This is a genomic window from Streptomyces sp. NBC_00503, assembly GCF_036346895.1.
Classification (GTDB): Bacteria; Actinomycetota; Actinomycetes; order Streptomycetales; family Streptomycetaceae; genus Streptomyces.
Map to the genome: position 1 here is coordinate 5,632,895 of NZ_CP107855.1, position 26,002 is coordinate 5,658,896.

Sequence of the window (26,002 nt, forward strand, 5' to 3'; positions counted from 1 at the left end):
CGGCAAGGAGGGCCCGGACGGCCAAGGGCTGGGAGGGCGTGGTCCTCAGACTGATGCGGGCCAAGGACTTCCGGTTCACGGTCACGGGGGCCGAGCAGGTCACCGAGCACTTCCGGCGGGTACGGCTGGAGGACGGCGGGCTGCTCTCGGCGGCCGGGCAGTCGCTGCACCCGACGATGTGGGTCCGGCTCTGGTTTGCCGCCGCCGACGGCAAACCGCACCAGCGGGCCTACACCCTGGTCGACCCGGACCCCGCCACCGGCACCTTCTCGCTCGAATTCGCCCTGCACGACGGAGTCGCGAGCCACTGGGCGCGGCGCGCGGCGCCCGGCGACACCATCGAGGCGACCGTCCAGGGCACCGGCTTCACCGCCCCCGACCCGGCGCCCGCCCGACTCCTGGTCATCGGCGACCCGGCTTCGCTGCCCGCGATCAACTCCCTGCTGGACGCCCACCCGGACACCCCGGCGACCGTCTGGTTCGAGACGCAGCACACGAGCGACACCGAACTGCCTCTACGAGCGCACGCGGACCGCCACGACGTACGCCGGGTCGAGCGGGGCGCGGGCGGAGGCAAGGCCCTGACCGACCGGGTCCGCGCCGAACTCCCGCCCCTCCTCGGCGAGGCCGGGTCGGCCTACGTCTGGCTGGCCTGCGACACGGCCACCACCCGCACCCTGACCGGCTGGCTCCGCAAGGACCTCGGGATCCCCAAGGACCGCGTCAACGCCCTGGGCTACTGGCGCCCTTGACCGGAGCGGCCGCCGGCGCGACACGGCTGGGCCACGCAGACCGTCAGCCGCTGCGCGATGACGCGGCGCCCGGCCCGCGCGCGCGGCGCCCGCCCCGCGTGCGGCCCCCGCCCCGCGTGCGGCCCCCGCCCCGCGTGCGGCCCCCGCCCCGCGCGCGGCCCCCGGCCCGCGTGCGGCATCCGCTCCTACCCCTCCCACATCCACGGCACCGTGACCCCCAGCACCTGGAAGCCCAGCCGCTCCAGGATCGGCCGGCTGTCCTCGGAGGCGTCGACCTGGAGGTAGCGGATGCCCCGCTCCGCCGCCACGCGGGCGCGGTGGGCCACCAGGAGGCGGTAGATGCCGCGGCCGCGCCACTGCGGGAGCGTGCCGCCGCCCCACAGGCCGGCGAAGGAGGTCCCCGGGCGCATTTCCATCCGGGCCGCCGACACCGGGGTGTCGCCCGCCATCGCGACGACCGCTTCGATCGTGTCGGGCTCTTCCCGCAGCAGGTTCAGCATCACCTCCCTGATGCGCGGGCGGTCCTTACCGAAGGCGCCGCGGTGGGCCTCCATCATCAGCTCGACGCCCTCCTCGTCGGTCACCACCCGCAGCGTGATCCCCGCGGGCGGCTCCACCGGGATCTTCGCGAGCTCCGAGGTCCTGCCGATCAGCAGGGTCTCCGCCGGCTCGGCGACGAAGCCGGCCGCGCGCAGCCGGTCCCCGAGGTCGGCCGGGCGGTCGTAGTCGTAGAGCTTCCACTCGAACCCCGCGTCCGCGGCCTCGCCCCGGGCGGCGAGCTCCGTGAAGAACGCCACCTGCTCCGCGATCGCCGCGTCCGCCGTCCGCTCGTCCAGGTCGGACCAGAGCACGGCGTTCCCACCCGCCCCGGGCGCGATCTGCCGTAGGACACAGCCGGCGCCGCCGGCGCCATCGGCCCCGCCCACCCGCTCCACCCGCGCGTCGGCGGTGTCCGGCTGGGCGTCGCGGCGCATCTCGGCGTCGAACTCGGCGCGCACGCCGAGCAGGTCATCAGCATTCATCGTCATCCGACCAGCTCACCAGCCGCCCCCCACCCCCACAACTGCATTAACCTCACCCCGGTGAACGCACACCCCACCCCCGCGATCTACACGGGCAGGGCCACCCCGGACGCGGCCGTGGACCGGGGCTGGCTGCTCGGCCACTTCAAGGAGCCGGGCGATCCCCGCCACAGCGAGGACGTGGAGATCAAGTGGGGCGTCCACCCCAAGGGTGACGAGCGGGCGCAGTGGGTGCGCGGCGAGTCGCGCACGGCCCTGCAGGTGCTCATCAGCGGCCGGTTCCGGCTGGAGTTCCCCGGCCGCAGCGTCGTACTGGCCGAACAGGGGGACTACGTGGTGTGGGGGCGCGGCGTGGACCACTCCTGGTGCGCGGAGGAGGACTCGGTGGTGCTCACCGTCCGCTGGCCCTCGCTGCCGGGTTACCGGACCGACGACCGGTCCGATGGCCAATCCGACAGCCGGACCGACAACCAGCCCCTCGACCGGCCCGAAGGCCAGTCCGGCCGGACCTCCGCTCCGAACCCCGTGTGACCATGGTCCCGCACCTGTCCGGCGGCCTGTGACGCTGCCCACGATGGCCGCCAAGGATCACGCAACGCTGCGATCGTGAAGGTGTAGACCACAAGTCATAAGTCTTGAGACGTTCAGCGTTCAGTGTTCAAGTGTTCTTTGCGACGGGCCGTCCCGGTGAAGATCCGAACCACCAGGGAGCTCGTCCGTTGGCAGCAATCGCACGGTGGTGCATGCGGCACCGCCTCGTCGCCGTCCTGCTCTGGATCCTCGCGTTCGGTGGGACCGCCGCGGCCGCGGTCGGCGCCGGAGCGGCGTTCTCCAACGACTACGAGGTCCCCGGCACGGAGTCCAGCAAGGCGCACGCCCTGCTCCGCGAGGGCTTCCCCGGCCAGGGCGGCGACACCGACACCATCGTGTGGCGGGCCCCGGACCAGCAGAGCGTGCGTACCCCGGCCGTCGCGGAACGCATGGCGCGGGCGCTGGACTCGATAGCCGCTCTGCCCGGCGTCGGTTCGGTGGCCGGCCCCTACGGCGCCGACCCCGAGAGCGCCGCCAGGATCAGCCCCGACGGCCGCACCGCCTACGCAGTGGTCACCTTCGACCGGCAGGCGGACTCGGTCCCCAAGGCCCAGGCGAAGGCCGTCGTCGACGCCGCGAAGAACCCGACCACCGAGGCGGACGGCCTCCAGGTCGAACTCGGCGGACGGGCCATCGGCCTCACCGAGGCACCCGGCGCGCACCTCGCCGAGGTGATCGGCGTGGCCATCGCGGCCCTCGTCCTGTTCCTGGCCTTCGGCTCGCTCGCCGCGAGCCTGCTGCCCATCGCGACCGCCCTGGTCAGCGTGGGCACCGCCTATTTCGGCATCACCCTCCTCGGGCACGCGATGCCGGTGGCCGATTTCGCCCCGATGCTCGGCACCCTCGTAGGACTCGGGGTGGGCATCGACTACGCGCTCTTCATCGTCACCCGCCACCGCAAGGGCCTCCAGCGCGGCCTCCCGGTCGAGGAGGCGGCCGAGAACGCCGTCGCCACCACCGGCCGGGCCGTGGTCTTCGCCGGGGCCACCGTCTGCATCGCGCTGCTCGGCATGCTGGTGCTCCGGCTGAACTTCCTCAACGGTGTCGCGATAGCCGCCTCCCTCACCGTGGTCCTGACGGTCGCCGCCTCGGTGACGCTGCTGCCCGCCCTCCTCTCCTGCATCGGCATGCGGGCCCTCTCGCGCCGCGAGCGCCGCAAGCTGGCCGCCGAGGGCCCGCGGGCCGAGTCGCCCACCGGCTTCGCCGCCCGCTGGTCGGCCTTCGTCGAACGCCGTCCGAAGCTGCTCGGCCTCCTCGCCGCGGCGGTCATGGTGGTGCTGGCGCTGCCCACGCTCTTCCTCCACCTCGGCACGTCCGACCAGGGCAACAACCCGGCCACGTCCACCACCCGCAAGGCCTACGACCTGCTCGCGGAGGGCTTCGGGCCGGGGATGAACGGTCCGTTGACCGTCGTCGCCCGCCTCGAGAGCGCCGGCGACCGGGTGGCCGTGGACCGCCTCGCGGACGCGCTCCGCACGACGCCCGGCGTCGCCTCCGCCGGACCCGCCGTCCTCAACCGGAGCGGCGACACCGCCGTCGTCACCGTCGTACCGGCCTCCTCGCCGCAGTCCCGGGCCACGAGCGACCTCGTCGACACGCTCCGCGCGGACGTCATCCCGCACGCCGGGCACGGCAGCTCCGTGCAGGTGCACGTGGGCGGCGTGACCGCCGGCTACGACGACTTCGCCGACGTCATCATCGGCAAGCTGCCGCTCTTCGTCGGAGTGGTCGTCGCCCTCGGCTGCGCGCTCCTGCTGCTGGCCTTCCGTTCCATCGGCATCCCGGTCAAGGCCGCCGCGATGAACGTGGCCGCCGTCGCCTCCTCCTTCGGCGTGGTCGTCGCGATCTTCCAGTGGGGCTGGGGCAGCGAACTGATGGGCCTGGGCAGCGCGGGCCCGATCGAGCCCTTCCTGCCGGTGATCATGGTCTCGGTGCTCTTCGGGCTCTCCATGGACTACCAGGTCTTCCTCGTCAGCCGGATGTACGAGGAGTGGCTGGAGACCGGGGACAACAAGAGGGCCGTCCGCGTCGGGCTCGCCGAGACGAGCCGCGTGATCAACTCGGCGGCCGTCATCATGATCTCCGTCTTCCTGGCCTTCGTGCTCAGTGGCGACCGGCTCATCGCGATGTTCGGCATCGCGCTCGCCGCGGCCGTCGCCCTCGACGCGTTCGTCCTGCGCACCCTGCTGGTCCCGGCCCTGATGCACATGCTCGGCGGCGCGAACTGGTGGCTGCCGGCCTGGCTGGACCGGCGGCTGCCCCGCATCAGCATCGAGCCCCCCGAGCGCCGGTCGCGTGCGAGACTTCCGGCACAGCGGACCGGTACCGGCGAAGCCACGAGCGAGGACGGCACCGAGCCCGCCACAGCATCCCGGTGACCCGGCCAACCGCCGCCTGAGACCCAAGGACAAGCCCGCATGTTCTCGATAGACCTCGCCGAAGGCGCCCAGCTGTTCCCGCTGGAGGTCCGCCACGCCGAGGAGTTCCTGGCGCACATGAACCGCGGCCGGGCCTTCATCGGCCAGTACGTCGGGCTGCCGGACGTGGTCGCCGACCTCGACGGAGCACGGTCCTACCTGGGGACCTACGCCCAGCGGGCGGCCAACGACACCGGGCGGCTCTACGGCATCCGCGTGGACGGGGTCCTCGTCGGCGGGGTCCTGTTCCGGACCTTCGACACCGGCAGCGGCACGTGCGAGGCCGGCTGCTGGCTGGAGCCCACGGCCGCCGGCCGCGGCCTGGTCACCAAGGCCTGCCGGACCATCATCGACTGGGCGTTCCAGGACCGCGGCATGCACCGCGTCGAGTGGCACGTCGCCCCCGCCAACAAGAAGAGCATCGCGGTCGCCGAGCGCCTCGGCATGACCCGTGAGGGCGTCCTGCGGGAGAACGACCTCTACCGGGGCCTGCGCCAGGACACCGAGGTCTGGTCGGTCCTCACCCACGAATGGCCGCCGGCCCAGCCCGCGTAACCGGTCCGACACCCCGGCCCGCACCCGCCCCGGGGCACCCCGTGCACCCGGGGCCGGCGCACCCCGTCCGTCCCCTCCCGGGGCACCCCGTGCACCAGTGGCCGGGCGCGGGCGGCCTTTCGGCCGGATTCTCAGAAACCTCTCAGACAAGGCGCCTACGGTGCCCCGCATGGACACCACCAAGACCCCCGCCCCGACCGCTCCCGAGGCGGACTCCCCGGCCGACCTGAAGAAGGCCGACGCCACCGCCGAGAGCGCCGCCACGGCCGACGCGGACACGGACGTCACGGACGCCACCACCGAAGCGGTCCTCAACGAGGACGCCAAGGACGCCGAGGACGCTGAGGGCCTCGACGAGGAGCTCGAGGAGTCCGCCGCGCAGTCCAGCGGTGTCGGCGCCGGCGCCTCCGCGATCGTCGCCGCCGGTCTCGGCCTGGTCGCCCTCAGCGGCAGCTGGGTCTCCCGGATCGTCGGAGAGCGCGAGACCCTCATCGGCCAGATCGGTTCGGCCAACGCCACCACCACCGAGGCGAAGATCGAGGCGCTGTACGGCAACGCCTGGCACATGACCGCCCTGTTCAACGGTGTCCTGTCGACGCTGGCGCTGCTCCTCGCCGTCTTCGTCCTGGCCCGCCCCGCCTTCGGCGCTCCCGGCCGTACGCTCCCCACCTGGGTCCGCGCCGTGTCCTGGGCCGCCGTCGCCATCGCGGCCCTCGGTGTGATCGTCTTCGGCGTCATGTACTTCTACCCCCTCCCGACGGCCCCCGCCGTCTAAGCCGTTCGATGCCGCCCGGCTGCCCGCCTAGGCACTGCCTTAGACCACCTCGGTGACGTAAGTCCCCGGCCTAAGGCCCCCCGGCCCGCACAGATGCGGCATGCTCCCGATGTGCCGGTACCCCCTGGGAAGCGATTCTTGGATCACACCGAACGAGGTGTCCGGGAAACGCAACCAGGGAGTACGAGATGTTCGAGTACGAGATCGCCACCGCCCGCCGCGCAGACCTCATCCGCGAGGCCGACGCGTACCGCCTGGCCGTGGAGGCCAAGAAGGCCCACCGGGTCTTCTCTCGAAGCCAGAACCCCGAAGGGTCGGTGAGAGGGCACCGGGCTCGCTTCAGCCGCGCCGCGTAAGCCGGGCGGGGGACCACGTGGACCGACACGTGATGAGAAGCGCACCGATATCCAGTGCCGATGAGCAGGGCCTCTGTGCGATGCTCGGCGGCGTGGAGACCAGATCTGTCAGCCCGGTGTTCGTCGGCCGAGCCGACGAACTGTCCATACTCACCGACGCCCTGACGCGTGCCGCCGGCCAGGAGCCGCAGGCACTGCTGATAGGCGGGGAGGCAGGGGTCGGCAAGACCCGCCTCACCGAGGAGTTCCTCTGCGAGGCCGACCGCCGTGGCGCGGTCGTGGCCGTCGGAGGCTGTGTGGAGATCGGGGCGGAGGGACTTCCCTTCGCCCCGTTTTCGACGGCTCTGCGCGTCCTGCACCGCCTGCTCCCGGGCGAGCTGGCCGCCGCGGCCGCCGGCCAGGAGGACGAGCTCGCCCGCATCCTCCCCGAACTCGGCGAGACCCCGCGCGGCCCGCACGACGAGGAAAGCACCGCCCGACTCTTCGAGCTGACGGCCCGGATGCTGGAGCGGCTGGCCGCGGAGCGCACCGTCGTCCTCGTCCTGGAAGACCTGCACTGGGCGGACACCTCCACCCGGCACCTGCTCTCGTACCTCTTCCGCGCGCTCGGCAGCGGACGGCTCGTCCTGGTCGCCACCTACCGCGCCGACGACGTCCACCGCCGCCACCCGCTGCGTCCCCTCCTCGCCGAACTGGACCGGCTGCGCACCGTCCAGCGCATCGAGCTGCCCCGCTTCAACCGGGCCGAGGTGCGCCGCCAGCTCGCCGGGATCCTGGCCTCCCAGCCCGACGAGGACTTCGTCGAATCGGTATTCGATCGTTCCGACGGCAACGCCTTCTTCGTCGAGGAACTCGTCGCCTCCCGCTCCAGCGGCTGCCTCACCGGCCTCACCGAATCCCTGCGCGACCTCCTCCTCGTGCGCGTCGAAGTCCTCCCGGACGCCGCGCAGCGGGTCGTGCGCATCGTCGCCGAGGGCGGCTCCACGGTGGAGTACGACCTGCTGCGGGCCGTCACCCGGCTCACCGAGGACGAGCTGATCGAGGCCCTGCGGTCGGCGGTCGGCGCCAACATCCTCCTCGCCACCCCCGACGGGGACGGCTACCGCTTCCGCCACTCCCTGGTCCGCGAGGCCGTCTCCGACGACCTGCTGCCCGGCGAGCGGGCCCGGGTCAACCGCCGCTACGCCGAGGAGCTGGAGGCCGACGACTCGCTGATCCGCGCCGAGGAGCAGCGGGTCATCCGGCTCGCCAACTACTGGTACTACGCCAACGACACGATCAAGGCCCTGCCCGCCGTGCTCGCGGCCTCCGTGGCCGCCCGCGGCCGGCATGCCTACTCCGAACAACTGAGGCTGCTGGAACGGGCCATGGAGCTGTGGGAAGGCGTCCCGGAGGAGATCCGCGCCGAACTGCGCCCGGCGGACTACACCGAGGTCTACCCGCCCTGCGGCTGCGACCCCGCCACCACCCCGCTGCAACGCCTCGACCTGCTGGCCGAGGCCACCGTCGCGGCCCGCTTCGGAGGCGAACGCGAACGGGCCCTGAAGATCACCAAGACCGCCCTGCGATCCCTGGAGGACGGCCACGACCCGCTGCGCGCCGCCTGGTTCTGGACCGAGCGCTCCCGGCTGATCGCCGGCCTCGCCCGCGGAGACGGTTGGGAGGAGCTCGCCAAGGCGCAGGAGCTCGTCCAGGGGCTGCCCCCGTCCCAGGTGCACGCCGACGTCCTGGTCCGGGCCGCGAACTGGGGGATGCTCCACAACCCGGGCCCCGACAACCTGGCGGCCGCCGAACGCGCCGTGGAGTACGCGCGGATGGTCGGAGCCGAAGAGACCGAGCTCGACGCCCGGATCACCATCGGCAGCCTGCTCACCGATGCCGGGGAACCCGAACGCGGCCTCGCCGAGATGTTCGCGGTCAAGGACCGGGCCGCCGAGCTCGGGCTCGGCGCACTCGCGGGACGTGCGCATATCAACCTCACCTCTCAGTTGGAAAGCCTGGGCCGGTCCCGCGATGCCGTGGAACTGGCCGAACGTGGTGTAGCCCTGGTCAAGAGGTCCCAGCTGCTGGACTCCGAGGCATGGGTCCGGGGCAACCTGGCGGAGAGCCTGTACAGCCTCGGCCGCTGGAAGGAAGCCGAGGCGGAGGCCAGGCGGACCCTGACCCTCGTCAGCACCTCCACCCCGCGCGGCTCCGCCGCCGCACGGCTGGCCTACCTGGCCCTGGCCCGCGGCGAGTTCACCGAGGCCGCCACCCAGCTGGCCGTGGCCCGCAACTGCTTCGGCGTCCACGACGCCCAGCCCCAGCACCGGCTCCCGCTCTTCCGCCTCGCGGTCGGAGTGGCCGCGGGGGAGGGGCGGATAGCCGACGTCCGCGCCGAGGTGGCCGCCGCCATCGAGCAGGGCTTCCCGCTCGGCCACCACCGCTACGCCTGGCCGCTGCTGCTCGCCGCGGCCTCGGCCGAGGCCGACTCCCGCGGCCTCCCGGCCGCCGAAGCGGGCCGCGCGGCGGCGCTGAGGACGCTGCGCGAGGCCGCACGGACCCTGTCCACTCCGGTCCCGGTGTGGATCGCCCACTCGGAGTACGTCCGGGCGGAGCTGCTGCGCGTCGAGGACCTGGACACCGTCGCCGACTGGACGGGCGTGGAGGAGGCCGTACGCCCCCTGGAGCGCCCGTATCTGCTGGCCAGGGCCCGGCACCGGCTCGTGGAGGCCCTGCTCGGCTCCGGAGGCAGCCGTGAGGCCGCTGCCGGGCCGCTCCACGAGGCCTATGCGACCGCCGAGGAGCTCGGAGCCCGCAGGCTCCGCGAGGACCTGGCCCTGCTCGCGCAGCGGGCCCGGCTCCCGCTCACCCCCGACCGGACCCCCAAGGGCCGGACCGCGCCGGGCGCCGACCCGGTCGAGGCGCTGGGCCTGACCAGCCGCGAGCAGGACGTACTGCGCCTGGTCGCGGTGGGCCACACCAACCGCCAGATCGCCGAGGAGCTCTTCATCTCCCCGAAGACGGCCAGCGTCCACGTGTCGAACATCCTGGCGAAGCTCGGTGTCGCGGGCCGGGGCGAAGCGGCCGCCCTGGCCCACCGGCTACGGCTCTTCGGACCGGCCGCCCCGAGCCAGGCGGCCCCGAGCCCGGCCCAGAAGGACCGGCAGGCCCAGGCGGTGCGCTAGCCCGGCTCTCCCGGGTCCTCCTGCGGGCGTATGAGCACCTTGCCGGAGTCCAGGTCTATCGGACCCTTTCCCGGATCGTTGTCGTTCACATCGGTCCGGGAAAGCTCCAGCCGCTTCTTCTCGTCGTGCGCGTGCTTGCGTCCCGGGCTGAAGAGCTCCTCGATCATGTTGAACATCGCGCCCACCGTGCCTTTCGGCCCCCCGTCGGGGCCCGCCGGTCATCGCACCGTCAGTGTCAGGATCCTGTCGTCGCCGGCTTCCGGCGACCCGCGCCCGTCCGTCTCGCTCGTCACCAGCAGCAACCTGTCCCCGCCGAGGGCCACCACGGTCCTCAGCCGGCCGTACTGACCCTCCAGGAAGGCCTCGGGCTCCGCCACCGGGTCCGCCCCGGACAGGGGGATCCGCCAGAGCCGCTGACCCTTCAGCCCGGCCATCCAGATCGAGCCCTCTGCCCAGGCGATCCCGCTCGGCGAGGCCTCGTCGGTCTTCCACACCGCCACCGGATCGCGCAACCCCGGTTTGCCCGCCTTCCCCTCCGCCTCGGGCCAGCCGTAGTTGGCGCCGGGCTCGATCAGATTCAGCTCGTCCCAGGTGTTCTGGCCGAACTCGGCCGCCCACAGCCGCTTGTCCTTGTCCCAGGCGAGTCCCTGGACATTGCGGTGCCCGTAGGAGTAGACGACCGAGTCGGCCTCGGGATTCCCGTGCACCGGCTGCCCGTCCGGGGTCATCCGCAGGATCTTGCCGCCCAGCGACTTCTTGTCCTGCGCGAGCCCGGTCTCACCGCTCTCGCCCGTCCCGGCGTAGAGCATCTTGTCCGGGCCGAAGGCGATCCGGCCGCCGTTGTGGATCAGGCCCTTGGGGATGCCGCGGAGCACCGTGTCGGGTGCGCCCAGCTGGTCGCCGGCCGTTCTCTTGTCGTCGTAGCGCAGCCGGGCGATGCGGTTGTCGGACTCGGTGGTGAAGTACGCGTAGACCATGCGGTCCGAAGCGAAGGAGGGGGACAGGGCCAGGCCCAGCAGCCCGCCCTCCCCGCCCGGGGCCACCCCGGGCACCTTGCCGACCGCGGTCACCGCGCCCGTGGCCACATCGACCCGGCTGATCGTGCCCTTGTCCCGGGAGGCGACCAGCAGATTCCCGTCCGGGAGCGGAGCCACGCCCCACGGGGCCTCCAGGTCCTTGGCGACCACGCCGGTCACCGTCACCCCGCCCTTGGCGGGCGGGCCCGAGGCCGAGGCCGGCGCGGACGCAGACGCGGAGGCCCCGTCCGCGGAGCCCGGCGCCGACCGGCCGGACTCCGGGCCCGGTGGCGAGGCGCCCGGCCGGGCCCCGGCGCCGCCCGGCGGGGAGCATCCCGCCGCCAGCAGCGCCCCGCATCCGGCCAGGGCGAACGCCGTCAGCACTCCGCGGACGCGGGCGCGCGGGGCGACGTACGACATCGGTACCCGGATCCGCTCCCGTCGCCCTTCGGCCGTGGCCGCCCGCCCCTGACTCCGCCCCTGATTCCGCTCGTCGTTCCGTTCGCCGTTCCGTTCGTTTCGCATCGTCCTGCACCCCTCCGGTCCGTCGCTCACGCCTTCACACGTCTCAACCGCCGCGGTCATACCCGAAGTTCCGGCGCTCGTACACTCGATCGAGTGGTTGTGGGGGTCGCCCCGGCCCGCCCCGGATCCCGCCAGGCCCCCGCCCCGGACCCGGTATCAGGCCCCCATCGGCGCCGGCAGCTCCGAGAGCTCCGCCAGGTCCTCGGCGGTCAGCCTGACCTCCGCCGCCCGCGCGTTCTCCGCCGCCCACCGCGCCTGCCCGGCCCCCGGAACCGGCACCACCTGCGGCCCCTGCGCCAGCACCCACGCCAGCGCCGCCTGCGCCGCCGTCACCTCGGGCCCGTGCCGCCGCGCGACCCGCCGCAACCCCGCCACCAGCACCTGGTTCGCCGCCATCGCGTACGCCGTGAACCGCGGATGCCTCGCCCGCACGTCCTGCGGCTCGAACCCCTCGCCCGGAGTCAGGGTCCCCGTCAGGAACCCGCTCCCCAGCGGCATCGCCGCCAGGAACCCCACCCCGCGCGCCGCGCACCACGGCAGCAACTGCCAGGCCGCCTGCGGGGACCACAGCGACAGCTCCGCCTGCACCGCGCTCACCGGGAACACCTGCTGCGCCCGCTCCAGGTGGCGCAGGGTCGTCTCGTACGCCCGGTCCCCGCGCCGTCCCGCGCCCGGCCCGGTTCCGGCGCCGAGCGTGGAGAACCCCAGGGCCCGCACCTTCCCCGCGCCCACCAGATCGGCCAGCGCGCCCCACGTCTCCTCGACCGGCACGTCCGGGTCCACCCGGTGCAGTTGGTACAGGTCTATGACGTCGGTGCGCAGCCGCCGCAGCGAGGCGTCGCAGGCCCGCCGCAGGTATCCCGGCCGCCCGTCGGCCACCACGTGCAGCCCGTCGGCCCGCAGCCCCGCCTTGGCGGACACGAAGGCGTCCGTCCGGCGCTCCGACAGCACCCGGCCCAGCAGCAGTTCATTGGTGTAGGGGCCGTAGAGGTCGGCGGTGTCCAGGAGGTTCGCGCCCAGGTCCAGGGCCGTGTGCACGGTGTGCAGCGAGTCCTCGCGCCGCCTGCGCGAAGGCGCGTACGCCCCGCTCATGGGCATGCAGCCGAGCCCGACGGCGCCCACCGTCAGCGCCCCCGCTCCGATCGACCTGCGCTCCACCCGTGCGTCCCCCCTGGTCCTCCCGGTCCGCACACAAACTAACGGCTCGGTCCGGATCCCCTGGCATAGCCTCGTGATCATGACTACAGAGACTCCGGACGTCTGGCTCCCGTTCCCCGCCGAGGAGATCGAGGGCCTGCCCGATTCCTTCCGGTACCGCCACTGGGACGGTGAGGAGACCTTCCCGGCGGACCCGGCCGCCTGCGTCTTCTACGTCACCCCGTACATGAAGTCCCCGGCCGTCACCGTGCGCCCGCTGGCTGCGATGCCCGGCCTGCGGGTCGTCCAGACCCTGACCGCGGGCATCGATCACGTCCTGGGCGGCCTCGGCGACCTGCGCCCCGGCGTACGGCTGTGCAACGCCCGGGGCGTCCACGAGGCGAGCACCGCCGAACTGGCGCTCACCCTCACCCTGGCCTCCCTGCGCGGGATCCCCGGCATGGTGCGCGGCCAGGACCGTGAGGAGTGGCGTTCCGGGTTCTACGCGGCCCTCGCGGACAAGTCCGTACTCATCATCGGCTACGGGGCGATCGGCGCGGCCATCGAGGACCGGCTCGCGCCCTTCGAGTGCGAGCGGATCGAGCGGGTCGCGCGGACGGCGCGCACCACGGCGCGCGGGCCGGTGCACGCCCTCGCCGATCTGCCCCAACTCCTGCCCCGGGCCGATGTGGTGATTCTCTCCACACCGCTCACCGACGAGACGCGCGGACTCGCGGACGCCGGGTTCCTCGGCCGCATGAAGGACGGGGCGCTGCTGGTGAACGTGGCGCGCGGTCCCGTCGTCGACACCAACTCCCTCGTCCTGGAGCTGGAGTCGGGCCGGCTGCGCGCCGCGCTGGACGTCACTGATCCGGAACCACTGCCTTCAGGCCACCCGCTCTGGCATGCTCCGGGTGTCCTGATCACGCCCCATGTGGGCGGCAGCAGCTCGGCGTTCGAGCCCCGGGCGAAGCGCCTGCTGGCCCGGCAGCTCCGCCGGCTCGCCGCCGGGGAGCCCGTGGAGAACACGGTGTTGATCACGGAGTGACGCCCGGTGCGCACGCTCCGCAGTCGGACGGATGCGCTCAGTGGACACAACTCCCCAGTTGGTGACGGAGAGTAGAGAAGCTATGTCCCTGAGTGACGAAAGTGGTGTATCGTCCGGAACAAGGGGCTGCGCCACGAACGTCTGGCGCTGGGGAGTGATCGGACACTTTGGGGGGCGACGGGCGATGTACGGCCAATGGACGAAGGATCCGACGCGGCGAAGCCGCCGGAGGCGACGGTGCCGGGACTGGGCCGCACCGAAACCAGCCAGCGAGGGGGACCGGTGAGCGCCCCGGGGGTCGCGCTCCTGACCCGTCAGCCCCTCGCCGGCGGCGGCGCCAAGAACCTGGCGATGCAGCTCCTCCTCGCAGTGGTCTGCAGCGGGTACGCCGTCGGCGCCGCGCTCGGCTGGGGCTCCGAGGAACTCGCCGAGGTCATGGGCGACTTCGGCCTCAGCGCCGCAGGCCTGCTGGCCGCCGTCTCCTGCTTCACGTACGCGCGGGCCATCGACAGCCGTGAACGCCCCGCGTGGCTGCTGTTCGCGTTCTCCTCGCTCATGGGCGGCTGCGGCAACGCCGTCTGGGGCTGGTACGAGGTGATCCTCGGCGAGGCGGTGCCGAAGCCCTCCATCGCCGACTTCGCCTTCCTGTGCTTCGCGCCGCCCGCCATCGTGGGCCTGCTCGTCCTCGCCAAGCGCCCGGTCACCAGAGCCGGCTGGGTCTGCCTCGCGCTCGACTCCTGGCTCATCGGCGGTTCCCTGCTCACCCTGTCCTGGAGCCTGGCCCTCGCGCACGCGGCGCGCACCGCGCAGTCGGGCGCCCCCGGGAGCGTCCCGCGCGCGGCGCTCTCGCTGGCCTACCCGCTCCTGGACATCGCGCTCGTCTCGATGGTCCTCGTCCTGCACTTCCGCCGCTCCGAGGCCAACCGCTCCGCCGTGAACACCGCGATCGCGGCCCTCGCACTGACCGTGCTCAGCGACGCGCTGTTCACCTCGCCCCTGCTCAGCGACGGGTACCAGTCCGGCCAGCTCCTCGACGCCGGGTGGTTCGCGGGCTCCCTGCTCCTCGCGTACGCGCCGTGGGGCGCCCGCCGCATAAGCCCGGTCCCCGTACCGCCGCCCGCCCCCGTACGCGCCGAGCGGCCGCACAGCCGTCCCATCACCGGCTCGCTGCCCGCCCTGACCCCGTACCTCGCGGCGGCCGTCTGCACCCTCGGCATCCTCTACAACGTGGTGGACGGCCGGAAGGTCGACCGGGTCGTCGTCTTCACCGGCTGCACGGTGGTGCTGGCACTGGTCGTCCGGCAGGGCATCATGCTCCTCGACAACATCGCGCTGACCCAGGAACTGGCCCAGAAGGAGAACCACTTCCGCTCCCTGGTCCAGGGCTCCAGCGACGTCATCATGATCGCCGCACCCACCGGGACCCTGCGCTACGTCAGCCCCGCCGCCGCCGGGGTCTACGGCCGCGAGGCGGAGGAGCTGGTCGGCACCGAGCTGGCCACCCTGATCCACCCCGAAGACCTCGGCCGTGTGGTCCACGAGGTACGCCGCTTCCTGGCGGCCCCGCCCACCGAGGAGCCGACCACCCGCATCGAGTGCCGCTTCAAGTCCGGCGGCGGCGAGTGGCTCAACGTGGAATCCACGGTCAACCGCCACCAGGGCGGGCTCATCCTCAACAGCCGCGACGTCACCGAGCGGGTCCGCCTCCAGGCGCAGCTCCAGCACAGCGCCGAACACGACCCGCTCACCGACCTCCCCAACCGGGCCCTGTTCACCCGCCGGGTCCGCCAGGCGCTGACCGGCAGGCGGGCCGGGGACCACAGCACCGCCGTGCTCTTCATCGACCTCGACGGCTTCAAGGCCGTCAACGACACCATCGGCCACCAGGCGGGCGACGAGCTGCTCATCGAGGCCGCCTGCCGGCTCCAGGAATCGGTCCGGGCCGGGGACACCGCGGCCCGCCTCGGCGGCGACGAGTTCGCCGCGCTGATCCTGGGCGACGGCAGCCGCGACCGCAGCGCCCGCGAGTACCAGGTCCACGAGATCGCCGACCGGCTGCGCACCACCCTCTCCCAGCCGTACCGGATCGCGGGCAGCGAGGTACGGGTCGCCGCCAGCATCGGCGTGGCCTTCGCGGACCCCGGCATCACCCCTTCGGACCTGATGCGCAACGCGGATCTCGCGATGTACCGGGCCAAGGCGGGCGGCAAGAACCGGGTGGAGATGTACGCGCCCCAGATGCAGGCCGAGGTGGTCCGCAAGGCCGAGCTGGCGGGGCGGCTGCGCACCGCGCTGCACGACGGGGAGTTCGCCCTGCTGCACCAGCCCGTGGTCTCCCTGGCCACCGGCGAGATCGCCGCGGTGGCCGCGCAGGCCCGGTGGCGTTCGGCCCAGGGGATCCTGTTCACTCCGGCCGAGTTCCTGCGGGTCGCCGAGTACAGCGAGGGCGGCGGGCACGGGCTCGCCGGGCAGGGGCCGGGGCACGGGCAAGGGCAAGGGCTCGGGCACGCCGCCCTGCCGGACGCCTCGCGCACCGCCGAGCTGGGCCGCTGGCTGCTGGAGGAGGCCGTCGGGCAGGCCGCCGAGCGGCACCGGGCCGGGCACGACGTGCCCGTCGCCGTACGGATGACCGCGCAGCGGCTGCTGGACCGGTCGATGCCGCTGGGCTCCGTGGAAGCACTGCTGACCCGGCACGGGCTGCCCTCGGGGGCGCTCGTCCTGGAGCTCGCGGTCTCCGACCCCAGAGTGCCCTTCGACGACCTGGAGCGCCGCCTGGCGGCTCTGCGCCGGCTCGGGGTGCTGATCGCCCTGGACGGCTTCGGCAGCGGTTACGCGGCCATCAGCGCCCTCCGGCGGCTCCCGGTGGACATGCTCAAGCTGGACAGCGGCCTGGTGGAAGGGGTCGTGGAGTCCCCCCGCCTCCACAAGATCACCGCAGGTTTGTTGCGGATCGCAAACGACCTCGGCATGCAGTCCGCGGCCGAAGGGGTGGACCTGCCCGAGCAGGTCATGGCCCTGCGCGCGATGGGCTGCACCCACGGCCAGGGGATGGCCTTCTCTGGCCCTCTGGACGAGTACAGGCTGCGCCGCGCGCTCGTGAGAGGTACGTTCCCAGTACCGGGCGGTGCGGCCCAACCCGCATGGGCCGGTGGTTCACTCGGGGGCTCCATGGTCATCCACAGAGGCTCACATAATGAGACGCCCGTCCCACCCGCTTGACATCACCCTCCCGCCGGAGGGAGGGTCAATGCCATGCGCACCCGAATTCTCGTACTTGGAAAGCGCGTCGGCTGAAGCTGGGACCAGCATGTCCCCGCTCAACGCACCCGACGCGCTCCCCTCGCTTGCCTCCCGGCACGAGGGGTTTTTTGTTGCACTGGCAACGTCGAATCTCGTTAGACCCTCCTCGTAAAACCCTCAGCTTCGAGAAGAGAATGCCGATGACCGAGCAGGCCACCGGGGCCCACCATCCGCAGCCGCGGGCCCGTAACGGCGGACATCAGTCCGCTGCAGTTGAGCACGTCACGGGTGCGCAGTCCCTCATCCGCTCTCTCGAAGAGGTGGGGTGCGACACCGTCTTCGGCATCCCGGGCGGGGCCATCCTCCCGGCGTACGACCCGATGATGGATTCGAAGAAGGTCCGTCACATCCTGGTCCGTCACGAGCAGGGGGCCGGCCACGCCGCCACTGGCTATGCGCAGGCCACGGGCAAGGTGGGCGTCTGTATGGCGACCTCCGGCCCGGGTGCCACCAACCTGGTCACTCCCATCGCCGACGCGCACATGGACTCGGTCCCGCTCGTCGCGATCACCGGGCAGGTCTCCTCGAAGGCGATCGGTACGGATGCCTTCCAGGAGGCGGACATCGTGGGCATCACGATGCCGATCACCAAGCACAACTTCCTGGTGACCAGGGCCGAGGACATTCCGCGGACGATCGCGGAGGCCTTCCACATCGCCTCCACGGGCCGCCCCGGCCCGGTGCTGGTGGACATCGCGAAGGATGCGCTGCAGGCGAAGACCACGTTCTCGTGGCCGCCGGTCCAGGACCTGCCGGGTTACCGGCCGGTGACGAAGCCGCATGCCAAGCAGATCCGTGAGGCCGCCAAGCTGATCTGTCAGGCGAAGCGTCCGGTGCTGTATGTCGGTGGCGGCGTGATGAAGTCCGGTGCGACGGCCGAGCTGAAGGTCCTGGCCGAGCTGACCGGCGTCCCGGTCACCACCACCCTGATGGCGCTGGGTTCGTTCCCGGACAGTCACCCGCTGCATGTGGGCATGCCGGGCATGCACGGTGCGGTGACCGCGGTGACGGCGCTGCAGAAGTCGGACCTGCTGATCGCGCTGGGGACCCGTTTCGATGACCGTGTGACCGGCAAGCTGGACAGCTTCGCCCCGTTCGCGAAGATCATCCATGCGGACATCGACCCGGCCGAGATCGGCAAGAACCGTGCGGTGGACGTTCCGATCGTCGGTGACGCCCGCGAGGTCATCGCCGACTTGATCCAGGCCGTCCAGGCCGAGCACACCGAGGGCAACGCCGGCGACTACTCCGCCTGGTGGAAGGACCTCAGCCGCTGGCGCGACACGTACCCGCTGGGCTACGAGAAGCCCTCCGAGGACATGCTGTCCCCGCAGCAGGTCATCGAGCGCATCGGCGAGCTGGCCCCCGCGCACACCATCTACGCGGCCGGTGTCGGCCAGCACCAGATGTGGGCCTCGCACTTCGTCAAGTACGAGGAGCCCCGCACCTGGCTGAACTCCGGCGGTGCCGGAACGATGGGTTACGCGGTTCCGGCTGCGATGGGTGCCAAGGTCGGCATGCCGGACCGTACGGTCTGGGCGATCGATGGTGACGGCTGTTTCCAGATGACCAATCAGGAACTGGTCACCTGTGCGCTGAACAACATCCCGATCAAGGTCGCGATCATCAACAACGGTGCCCTGGGAATGGTCCGCCAGTGGCAGACCCTCTTCTACAACCAGCGGTACTCCAACACCGTGCTGCACGCGGACGAGACCGGCCAGGACACGGCGGTCGGCTCCCAGCTCGGCGAGTCCAGCGCCCCCCGCAAGGGCACCCGCGTCCCGGACTTCGTCAAGCTGTCCGAGGCCATGGGCTGCGTGGCGATCCGCTGTGAGCGCCCCGAGGACCTGGACCGGGTCATCGCCGAGGCCAACGCGATCAACGACCGCCCGGTGGTGATCGACTTCATCGTCCACGAGGACGCCATGGTGTGGCCGATGGTCGCCGCCGGCACCTCGAACGACGAGGTCATGGCCGCCCGGGGCGTCCGTCCCGACTTCGGCGACAACGAAGACGACTGAGCCGAGAGAGCCGAGAGAGAGAAAGACTCACATGTCCAAGCACACGCTCTCCGTCCTGGTCGAGAACACGCCCGGCATCCTCGCCCGGATCGCCGCGCTGTTCTCCCGCCGCGGGTTCAACATCGACTCCCTCGCGGTCGGTGTCACCGAGCACCCCGACATCTCGCGCATCACCATCGTCGTGAACGTCGAGGACCTCCCGCTGGAGCAGGTGACCAAGCAGCTCAACAAGCTGGTCAACGTGCTCAAGATCGTCGAGCTGGAGCAGCACAACGCCATCGAGCGCGAACTCGTCCTGGTGAAGGTCCGCGCCGACAACGAAACGCGCTCGCAGATCGTCGAGATCGTCCAGCTGTTCCGCGCCAAGACCGTCGACGTCTCCCCGGAGGCCGTCACCATCGAGGCCACCGGCGGCACCGACAAGCTGGGCGCGATGCTCAAGATGCTGGAGCCCTTCGGCATCAAGGAGCTCGTCCAGTCCGGCACGATCGCCATAGGGCGCGGCGGCCGGTCCATCACGGACCGCAGCCTGCGCGCGCTCGACCGCAGCGCCTGAGCCGACCGGGCGGCGCCGGTCCACCGGAGACCGGTCCGGCCGCTCGGATGGCGAGACCGAGAAACACCCATTCCGTTCCCCGCCGTACGGTGGGAGCAACACCAGCGCATCAAGGAGAGTTCCCAGTGGCCGAGCTGTTCTACGAGAACGACGCCGACCTGTCCATCATCCAGAACCGCAAGGTCGCGGTCATCGGTTACGGCAGCCAGGGCCACGCCCACGCGCTGTCGCTCCGTGACTCGGGCGTCGACGTCGTCGTGGGTCTGCACGAGGGCTCCAAGTCCAAGGCCAAGGCCGAGGAGCAGGGCCTGAAGGTCCTGCCCGTCGCCGAGGCGGCCGCGTGGGCGAACGTCATCATGATCCTGACGCCGGACCCGCTCCAGGCCGAGATCTACGCCGAGTCCATCGAGCAGCACCTCAACGAGGGCGACGCGCTCTTCTTCGGTCACGGCTTCAACGTGCGCTACGGCTTCATCAAGCCGCCCACCAACGTGGACGTCGCCCTCGTCGCGCCGAAGGGCCCGGGTCACCTGGTCCGCCGCCAGTACGAGGAAGGCCGCGGCGTGCCCTGCATCGCCGCCGTCGAGCAGGACTTCACCGGTTCCGCGTTCCAGCTCGCGCTCTCCTACGCGGCCGGCATCGGCGGCACCCGCGCCGGTGTCATCAAGACCACCTTCACCGAGGAGACCGAGACCGACCTGTTCGGTGAGCAGGCCGTTCTCTGCGGTGGTGCCTCGGCTCTGGTCAAGGCCGGTTTCGAGACCCTGACCGAGGCCGGCTACCAGCCGGAGATCGCGTACTTCGAGTGCCTGCACGAGCTGAAGCTCATCGTGGACCTGATGTACGAGGGCGGCCTGGAGAAGATGCGCTGGTCGGTCTCCGAGACCGCCGAATGGGGCGACTACATCACCGGTCCCCGCATCATCACGGACGCCACCAAGGCCGAGATGAAGAAGGTCCTCGCGGAGATCCAGAACGGCGAGTTCGCCAACACCTGGATGGCCGAGTACAAGGCCGGCCTGCCGAAGTACAACGAGTACAAGAAGGCCGACGAGGCCCACCTGCTCGAGACCACCGGCAAGAAGCTCCGCAAGCTCATGAGCTGGGTCGACAACGACGAGAGCTGATCTCGCACGTGGAGGGGCCGGGACGGTGCGTCCCGGCCCCTGCGCACCGCACCACCTGCACGCGGAATGCGGCCTCTCGGAGGCCCGCTTGTCCACCCCGGCCAATCACGGACGGGTGATCCTTCCGTAGCGGCGGAAATCCTTCCCGATTCCGCCACTACACTGCTCAACACAACGCGTCAGGCCCACAGTGTCGTGCGTCTTCCACGCGGCTACCCCCTCCACCGCCTGCGGCCGTCGGGACGGCCGTCCGCACTGGACTTGTGAGGACCCACGTGAGCTCGAAACCTGTCGTACTCATTGCCGAAGAGCTGTCGCCGGCGACCGTCGAGGCGCTCGGCCCGGATTTCGAGATCCGGCACTGCAACGGCGCCGACCGCGCTGAGCTGCTCCCCGCGATCGCGGACGTAGACGCCATCCTGGTCCGCTCCGCGACCAAGGTCGACGCCGAGGCCATCGCCGCCGCGAAGAAGCTGAGGGTCGTCGCCCGCGCCGGAGTCGGTCTGGACAACGTAGACGTCTCCGCCGCCACCAAGGCCGGCGTGATGGTCGTGAACGCCCCGACCTCCAACATCGTCACCGCCGCCGAGCTGGCCTGTGGCCTCCTCGTCGCCACCGCGCGCTACATTCCGCAGGCCAACACCGCGCTGAAGAACGGCGAGTGGAAGCGGAACAAGTACACGGGCGTCGAGCTCAGCGAGAAGACCCTCGGTGTCGTCGGCCTCGGCCGCATCGGCGTCCTGGTCGCCCAGCGGATGTCGGCCTTCGGCATGAAGATCGTCGCGTACGACCCCTACGTGCAGCCCGCGCGCGCCGCCCAGATGGGCGTCAAGATGCTGACGCTGGACGAGCTCCTCGAGGTCGCCGACTTCATCACCGTGCACCTGCCCAAGACCCCCGAGACCCTCGGTCTCATCGGGGACGAGGCCCTGCACAAGGTGAAGCCGTCCGTGCGCATCGTCAACGCCGCCCGCGGCGGGATCGTGGACGAGGCCGCGCTGTACTCGGCCCTCAAGGAGGGCCGCGTCGCCGGCGCCGGTCTCGACGTGTACGCGAAGGAGCCCTGCACGGACTCCCCGCTGTTCGAGCTCGACCAGGTCGTCTGCACCCCGCACCTCGGCGCGTCCACGGACGAGGCCCAGGAGAAGGCCGGTGTCTCGGTCGCCACGTCGGTGCGCCTCGCGCTCGCCGGCGAGCTCGTGCCGGACGCGGTCAACGTCCAGGGCGGCGTCATCGCCGAGGACGTCCGTCCGGGCCTGCCGCTCGCCGAGAAGCTCGGCCGCATCTTCACCGCGCTGGCGGGCGAGGTCGCGGTCCGTCTCGACGTCGAGGTCTGCGGCGAGATCACCCAGCACGACGTCAAGGTGCTCGAACTCTCCGCGCTCAAGGGTGTCTTCGAGGACGTCGTCGACGAGACGGTCTCCTACGTCAACGCCCCGCTGTTCGCGCAGGAGCGCGGCGTCGAGGTCCGTCTGACCACCTCCTCGGAGTCCCCGGACCACCGCAACGTGGTGACCGTCCGCGGCACCCTGTCGGACGGCTCGGAAGTGTCGGTCTCCGGCACGCTCGTGGGCCCGAAGCACCTTCAGAAGATCGTCGGCATCGGTGAGTACGACGTGGACCTGGCGCTCGCCGACCACATGGTCGTCCTGCGCTACACCGACCGTCCGGGCGTGGTCGGCACCGTCGGCCGCATCCTCGGCGAGGCCGGCCTGAACATCGCGGGCATGCAGGTCGCCCGCGCCGAGGAGGGCGGCGAGGCGCTCGTCGTCCTCACCGTCGACGCCGAGGTTCCGGTGAACGTCCTCGCGGACATCTCCACCGAGATCGGCGCCGTCTCGGCCCGCACGGTCAGCCTCGGCTGATCCACCGCCAGTAGTCATACGCGAAGGGCCCGGGGGTTTCCCCGGGCCCTTTCGTGCGTACGGCGCCTCGTCCTCTACGGGGCTCAGTGCGCGAGGGCTTCGCCGCCCGCGGCCCGCTCCGCCCCGGCCGGGGCGGGGGCTGCGCGGCCCCGCAGCAGGACCGTGGCGAGCACCGCCGCCGCGAGGAGCAGGACCGTACCGCCCCAGGCCGCGTACTGCATTCCGTGGACGAAGGCCTCGCGGGCCAGGGTCAGGACCTGCTCGCCCGGTGCGCCGCCGAGCTGCTGCGCCGTGGCGACGGCTCCGCCCAGGGTCTCCCGTACGGCGGGCTCGGAGTCCGCGAGGTCGGAGCGGTAGACGGCGGTGCCGAGGCTGCCCAGGACGGCCATCCCGAGGGCGCCGCCGAACTCCTGGCCGGTCTCCAGCAGGGAGGCGGCGGAGCCCGCCTTCTCGGCGGGGGCGGCGCCGAGCGCCATGTCGGAGACCAGGGACATCACGGTGACGATGCCGCTGGCCAGGACGCCGGCGCCGGTCAGCAGCAGCCACAGGGAGTCGACGGCGACCAGGCTGATCAGGGCGAACCCGGCGGCGGCGAGGACGAAGCCGCCGGCGATGACGTAGGCCCGGTCGGTCTTCTGGGCGAGCACGGCGCTGACCGGGGCGGCGGCGCCGATGAGGAGGGACGGCGCCAGGCTCCAGAGGGCGGCTTCGAGGGTGCCCATGCCGAGCACCGACTGCAGGTACTGGGTGTTGAAGTAGGCCGAGCCCATCATGGCGAAGGCGGCGATGGTGTTCAGGCCGATGCCGGCGCCGAAGCCGCGGACCCGGAAGAGGGCCCGGGAGACCATGGCGTCGTCACGGGTGCGCTGGCGGCGGAGGAAGGCGTATCCGAAGGCCAGGCCGGCGGCGATGCAGGCGGCGTAGAGCGGGCTGAAGCCCTCGGCGGCGATCTCCTTGAGGCCGTAGACCACCGGCAGTACGGCGGCCATGGACAGGGGCACGCTCAGCAGGTCGAAGCGGCCGGGGGCCGGGTCCTTGAACTCGGGGACCAGCACCGGGACCAGGGCGAGCAGGAGCAGCATCGCGGGCACGTTGATCAGGAAGACGGAGCCCCACCAGAAGTGGTTCAGCATCACGCCGCTCAGCACCGAACCGAGCGCGATGCCGCCGGTCATGGCGCCGGACCAGATGGCGATGGCCTTGCCGCGCTGCTTGTCGTCCTGGAAGAGGTTGCGCACCAGGGCGAGCGTGGAGGGCATCAGGGTCGCGCCGCCGATGCCGAGCAGGACGCGGGCCGCGATGAGCATTTCGGCGCTGGTGGCGTAGGCCGCGGCGACGGAGGCGAGTCCGAAGGCCGCCGCGCCGATCAGCAGGAGCTTGCGGCGGCCGATCCGGTCCCCGAGCGAGCCCATCGTGATCAGCAGGCCGGAGAGGGCGAAGGCGTAGCTGTCGAAGATCCAGAGCTGCTGGGTGGAGCTGGGGTCGAGCTCCCGGGTGATGGCCGGGATGGCGAAGTAGAGGACGGAGACGTCCATCGAGACCAGGAGCAGGGGGAGCACGAGAACGGTGAAGGCGATCCATTCCCGGCGACCGGCGAGACGTGCTGCGGGGTTCGTCATGAGCAGTAATGTACAAGCGTCATAAACATCTGTCTAGTACGGCTGTATAGATTTTTGGGAGCGCCCTCCGTGGGGGCATGGGACGGCTGTGTGGGACAGTTGTCTTATACGGATGTCTTGCTACCGTGGAGCCATGGGACATCGCGAAGATCTGCTGGAAGGCGCCAAGAAGTGCCTGGTCGACAAGGGTTTCGTGCGCACGACCGCGCGCGACATCGTCAAGGCCTCGGGCGCGAATCTGGCCTCCATCGGCTATCACTACGGCTCCAAGGACGCCCTGCTGACGCAGGCGTTCATCGCCCTGGTCGAGCAGTGGGGCGACGGGTTCACGGCCGGTGTGGAAGGTGAGGGCGGCTCGCTGGAGCGCTTCCGTTCCGTGTGGGAGGGGGTACACGCCGGACATGAGGAGTCGGGCCCGATCTGGGCGGCCAGCATGGAGGTCGCGCTGACCCGGGAGGGGCTGCCGGAGCTGCGGAAACTGCTCGCCGCCTCGCAGGGGGAGGGGCGCAAGGGGCTGATCTCGATGTTCACCGGCGTGCCCGAGGAGGAGGTGACCGAGGACGACCTGCGGACGACCGGCGTCTTCTACCAGGCCCTGCTCAACGGGTTCATGCTCCAGTGGCTCTTCGATCCGGCGTCGGCCGCGAGCCCGGCGGACCTGACCGAGGGGATGCGGCGGGCAGTGGAGGCGATGGCGAAGGCGAAGACGCCGGACGCGGGCTGAGCGGAGCCGGCTTCCTGGTCGTGAACCACCCGCCCGCCAGGGAACTACCCGTGCAGCCGGGCCGCCTTGAGGGACATGTGGAGCAACAGCCGGTCCTCGCCCTCGTCCAGGTCCAGGCCGGTCAGCTGTTCCACCCGGGCGAGGCGGTAGTACAGGGTCTGACGGTGGATGCCCAGGGCCGCCGCCGCGCGGCCCGCCTGCCCGGCGGAGTCCAGGAACACCTCGGCGGTCCGGGCCAGTTCGGTGTGGGCGGGGCCGAGCAGGGTGCGGGCCGCCGGGTCGTCCAGGGCCTCCGCGGTCACGGAGGCCAGCATCCGGTAGGGCCCGATCGCGGACCACTGCGCGACCGGTCCGAGGCGCGGCTGCGCGATGGCGGCCCGCGCCGCCGCGGCGGCCTGCTGCCAGGCCGTCGGCAGCCCGGCGAGGGTCCGCAGGGGATCGGACACCCCGGCGGTGACCCCGGCGGTGACCCCGGCGGTGACCCCGATGGTGGTCCCGGGGGTGGCCCCAGGGGTTGCTCCGGTGGTGCCCGTCCCCGCCGTCGCGCGGGGGAGCAGGCGGGAGACGGCCGTCAGGGCCGGAGCCAGGGCGTCCGTGCCGCGGAGCCGGACCAGCACCGCCAGCGAACGCCCGGACGGGCCGCTGCCGCCGGCCGGGCCGTCCGCGCCGGCGCCGGGCTCCTCCTCCGCGACTGCCCGCCAGGGGGCCACGCAGACCGCCGCCGCGCCGGGGACCGATGCCGGAGCCTCCCCGGGCCACGGGCTCACGCACACCGCCGCGTGCGGTCCGTCGGCACCGGGACCGAGTGCCACCCGTAGCGCCGCCACCGCCATGTCCTGCTGCCAGCCGCGCCCGGCGGTGAGCACCGCGCGGAACTCCCGGGACAGGTCGGCCCCCGCGCGGGCCTCCTCCGCGAGGAGGATCCCGATCCGCTGGGCCACCTCCATGGCCGCGGCCAGCGCCCCCGCGTCGATGCCGGGCTCCTGATCGAGGAGCCACACGTAGCCCTGGACGATCCCGCGGTAGCGCACCGGCAGGCAGATCCGGCCCCGGAAGACCCCGGCCTCCGGGGCCGCCGGGATCCGGACGGGGCCGGAGGCACGGGCGATGCCGAAGCCCTCGAACCAGGACCGGACGGCCGCGGTGGACTGGCGGGTGAGGATCGAGCGGGTCCGTACGGGGTCCATGGCCGAGTCGTCGTCGCTGTCGTGCGCGCCGAAGGCGATGAGGCGGAAGTCCCGGTTCTCCAGCGTCGCCGGAGCGCCGAGCAGCGCCGAGATCTCGTCGACCAGGTCCTGGTAATCGCCCTTCACGCGGACATTCTCCCACCTCGCGACCGGGTCTTCAGACAGATGTATGAGATCCGGGCCACGGATGCGTGACAGCTGTCGATGGCAGAGGATCGTGGAGATCCCTAGGTTTCACG

General features: G+C 71.8%; 20 protein-coding genes. 14 read left to right on the top strand and 6 right to left on the bottom strand.

From position 1 onward, the window contains the following. Nucleotides 1-53 precede the first annotated feature (53 nt). Entirely contained in the window at nucleotides 54-752 is a 699-nt protein-coding gene (locus OG490_RS26175; RefSeq protein WP_330301073.1) for a siderophore-interacting protein, read from the top strand. A gap of 185 nt (nucleotides 753-937) precedes the next feature. On the opposite strand, the gene OG490_RS26180 is transcribed toward OG490_RS26175, so the two are convergent. Next, nucleotides 938-1,774, bottom strand: a complete 837-nt coding sequence (locus tag OG490_RS26180) for a GNAT family N-acetyltransferase (RefSeq protein ID WP_330301074.1) — start codon at nucleotides 1,772-1,774, stop codon at nucleotides 938-940. Between the two features lie 60 nt (nucleotides 1,775-1,834). On the opposite strand from OG490_RS26180, the gene OG490_RS26185 reads away from it, so the two are divergent. The 6 genes from OG490_RS26185 to OG490_RS26210 all read left to right on the top strand — a co-directional run bounded on the left by OG490_RS26185 (nucleotide 1,835) and on the right by OG490_RS26210 (nucleotide 9,635). Further along, nucleotides 1,835-2,305, top strand: a complete 471-nt coding sequence (locus tag OG490_RS26185) for a signal peptidase I (protein WP_330298721.1) — start codon at nucleotides 1,835-1,837, stop codon at nucleotides 2,303-2,305. Nucleotides 2,306-2,493: 188 nt separating this feature from the next. Next, nucleotides 2,494-4,743: an MMPL family transporter gene (locus OG490_RS26190; protein WP_330298722.1), complete on the top strand. Its 2,250-nt coding sequence runs from the start codon at nucleotides 2,494-2,496 to the stop codon at nucleotides 4,741-4,743. Nucleotides 4,744-4,782: 39 nt separating this feature from the next. Beyond that, entirely contained in the window at nucleotides 4,783-5,337 is a 555-nt protein-coding gene (locus OG490_RS26195; protein WP_330298723.1) for a GNAT family N-acetyltransferase, read from the top strand. A gap of 169 nt (nucleotides 5,338-5,506) precedes the next feature. Next, nucleotides 5,507-6,112, top strand: coding sequence for a hypothetical protein (locus OG490_RS26200; protein WP_330298724.1), 606 nt, complete (start codon nucleotides 5,507-5,509; stop codon nucleotides 6,110-6,112). Between the two features lie 188 nt (nucleotides 6,113-6,300). After that, entirely contained in the window at nucleotides 6,301-6,468 is a 168-nt protein-coding gene (locus OG490_RS26205; protein WP_330298725.1) for a hypothetical protein, read from the top strand. 80 nt (nucleotides 6,469-6,548) lie between these two features. Continuing rightward, nucleotides 6,549-9,635 carry a helix-turn-helix transcriptional regulator gene (locus OG490_RS26210; RefSeq protein ID WP_443065979.1) on the top strand — a complete coding sequence of 1,029 codons (3,087 nt, stop codon included), beginning with the start codon at nucleotides 6,549-6,551 and terminating at the stop codon, nucleotides 9,633-9,635. Here OG490_RS26210 and OG490_RS26215 read toward each other — a convergent pair. From OG490_RS26215 to OG490_RS26225, 3 genes are all read right to left on the bottom strand, one after another. Continuing rightward, nucleotides 9,632-9,811 (bottom strand): DUF6191 domain-containing protein, encoded by a 180-nt coding sequence (locus tag OG490_RS26215; RefSeq protein ID WP_330298727.1) that lies wholly within the window; start codon nucleotides 9,809-9,811, stop codon nucleotides 9,632-9,634. The two genes, OG490_RS26210 and OG490_RS26215, sit on opposite strands and share 4 nt — an antisense overlap. 42 nt (nucleotides 9,812-9,853) lie before the next feature. Next, the gene (locus tag OG490_RS26220; RefSeq protein ID WP_330298728.1) at nucleotides 9,854-11,071 is read right to left on the bottom strand and encodes a PQQ-dependent sugar dehydrogenase; all 1,218 of its coding nucleotides are present in this window, start codon (nucleotides 11,069-11,071) and stop codon (nucleotides 9,854-9,856) included. Nucleotides 11,072-11,332: 261 nt separating this feature from the next. Then, on the bottom strand, nucleotides 11,333-12,334 hold the full coding sequence (locus OG490_RS26225; protein WP_330298729.1) for an aldo/keto reductase: 1,002 nt from the start codon (nucleotides 12,332-12,334) through the stop codon (nucleotides 11,333-11,335). A 79-nt stretch (nucleotides 12,335-12,413) separates the two neighbouring features. Here OG490_RS26225 and OG490_RS26230 point away from each other — a divergent pair, with 79 nt between their 5' ends. The 6 genes from OG490_RS26230 (at nucleotide 12,414) to serA (ending at nucleotide 22,233) form a co-directional block, all read left to right on the top strand. Further along, entirely contained in the window at nucleotides 12,414-13,361 is a 948-nt protein-coding gene (locus OG490_RS26230; protein ID WP_330298730.1) for a 2-hydroxyacid dehydrogenase, read from the top strand. Nucleotides 13,362-13,643: 282 nt separating this feature from the next. Then, nucleotides 13,644-16,580, top strand: coding sequence for a putative bifunctional diguanylate cyclase/phosphodiesterase (locus tag OG490_RS26235; RefSeq protein ID WP_443065980.1), 2,937 nt, complete (start codon nucleotides 13,644-13,646; stop codon nucleotides 16,578-16,580). 215 nt (nucleotides 16,581-16,795) lie between these two features. Continuing rightward, the gene (locus tag OG490_RS26240; RefSeq protein ID WP_330298731.1) at nucleotides 16,796-18,685 is read left to right on the top strand and encodes an acetolactate synthase large subunit; all 1,890 of its coding nucleotides are present in this window, start codon (nucleotides 16,796-16,798) and stop codon (nucleotides 18,683-18,685) included. Nucleotides 18,686-18,716: 31 nt separating this feature from the next. Further along, nucleotides 18,717-19,241 (top strand): acetolactate synthase small subunit, encoded by a 525-nt coding sequence (gene ilvN, locus OG490_RS26245; protein ID WP_053677671.1) that lies wholly within the window; start codon nucleotides 18,717-18,719, stop codon nucleotides 19,239-19,241. Nucleotides 19,242-19,366: 125 nt separating this feature from the next. Then, nucleotides 19,367-20,368, top strand: coding sequence for a ketol-acid reductoisomerase (ilvC, locus tag OG490_RS26250; protein WP_330298732.1), 1,002 nt, complete (start codon nucleotides 19,367-19,369; stop codon nucleotides 20,366-20,368). A gap of 275 nt (nucleotides 20,369-20,643) precedes the next feature. Then, the gene (gene serA / locus OG490_RS26255; RefSeq protein ID WP_330298733.1) at nucleotides 20,644-22,233 is read left to right on the top strand and encodes a phosphoglycerate dehydrogenase; all 1,590 of its coding nucleotides are present in this window, start codon (nucleotides 20,644-20,646) and stop codon (nucleotides 22,231-22,233) included. 83 nt (nucleotides 22,234-22,316) lie between these two features. Here the strand turns inward: serA and OG490_RS26260 are convergent, their stop codons facing one another. Next, a complete protein-coding gene (locus tag OG490_RS26260; RefSeq protein WP_330298734.1) occupies nucleotides 22,317-23,852 on the bottom strand; it encodes an MFS transporter in 1,536 nt (511 codons plus the stop codon). 133 nt (nucleotides 23,853-23,985) lie between these two features. On the opposite strand from OG490_RS26260, the gene OG490_RS26265 reads away from it, so the two are divergent. Next, on the top strand, nucleotides 23,986-24,576 hold the full coding sequence (locus OG490_RS26265) for a TetR/AcrR family transcriptional regulator (RefSeq protein ID WP_330298735.1): 591 nt from the start codon (nucleotides 23,986-23,988) through the stop codon (nucleotides 24,574-24,576). A gap of 44 nt (nucleotides 24,577-24,620) precedes the next feature. On the opposite strand, the gene OG490_RS26270 is transcribed toward OG490_RS26265, so the two are convergent. Beyond that, on the bottom strand, nucleotides 24,621-25,889 hold the full coding sequence (locus OG490_RS26270) for a PucR family transcriptional regulator (protein WP_330298736.1): 1,269 nt from the start codon (nucleotides 25,887-25,889) through the stop codon (nucleotides 24,621-24,623). Between the last annotated feature and the right edge of the window lie 113 nt (nucleotides 25,890-26,002).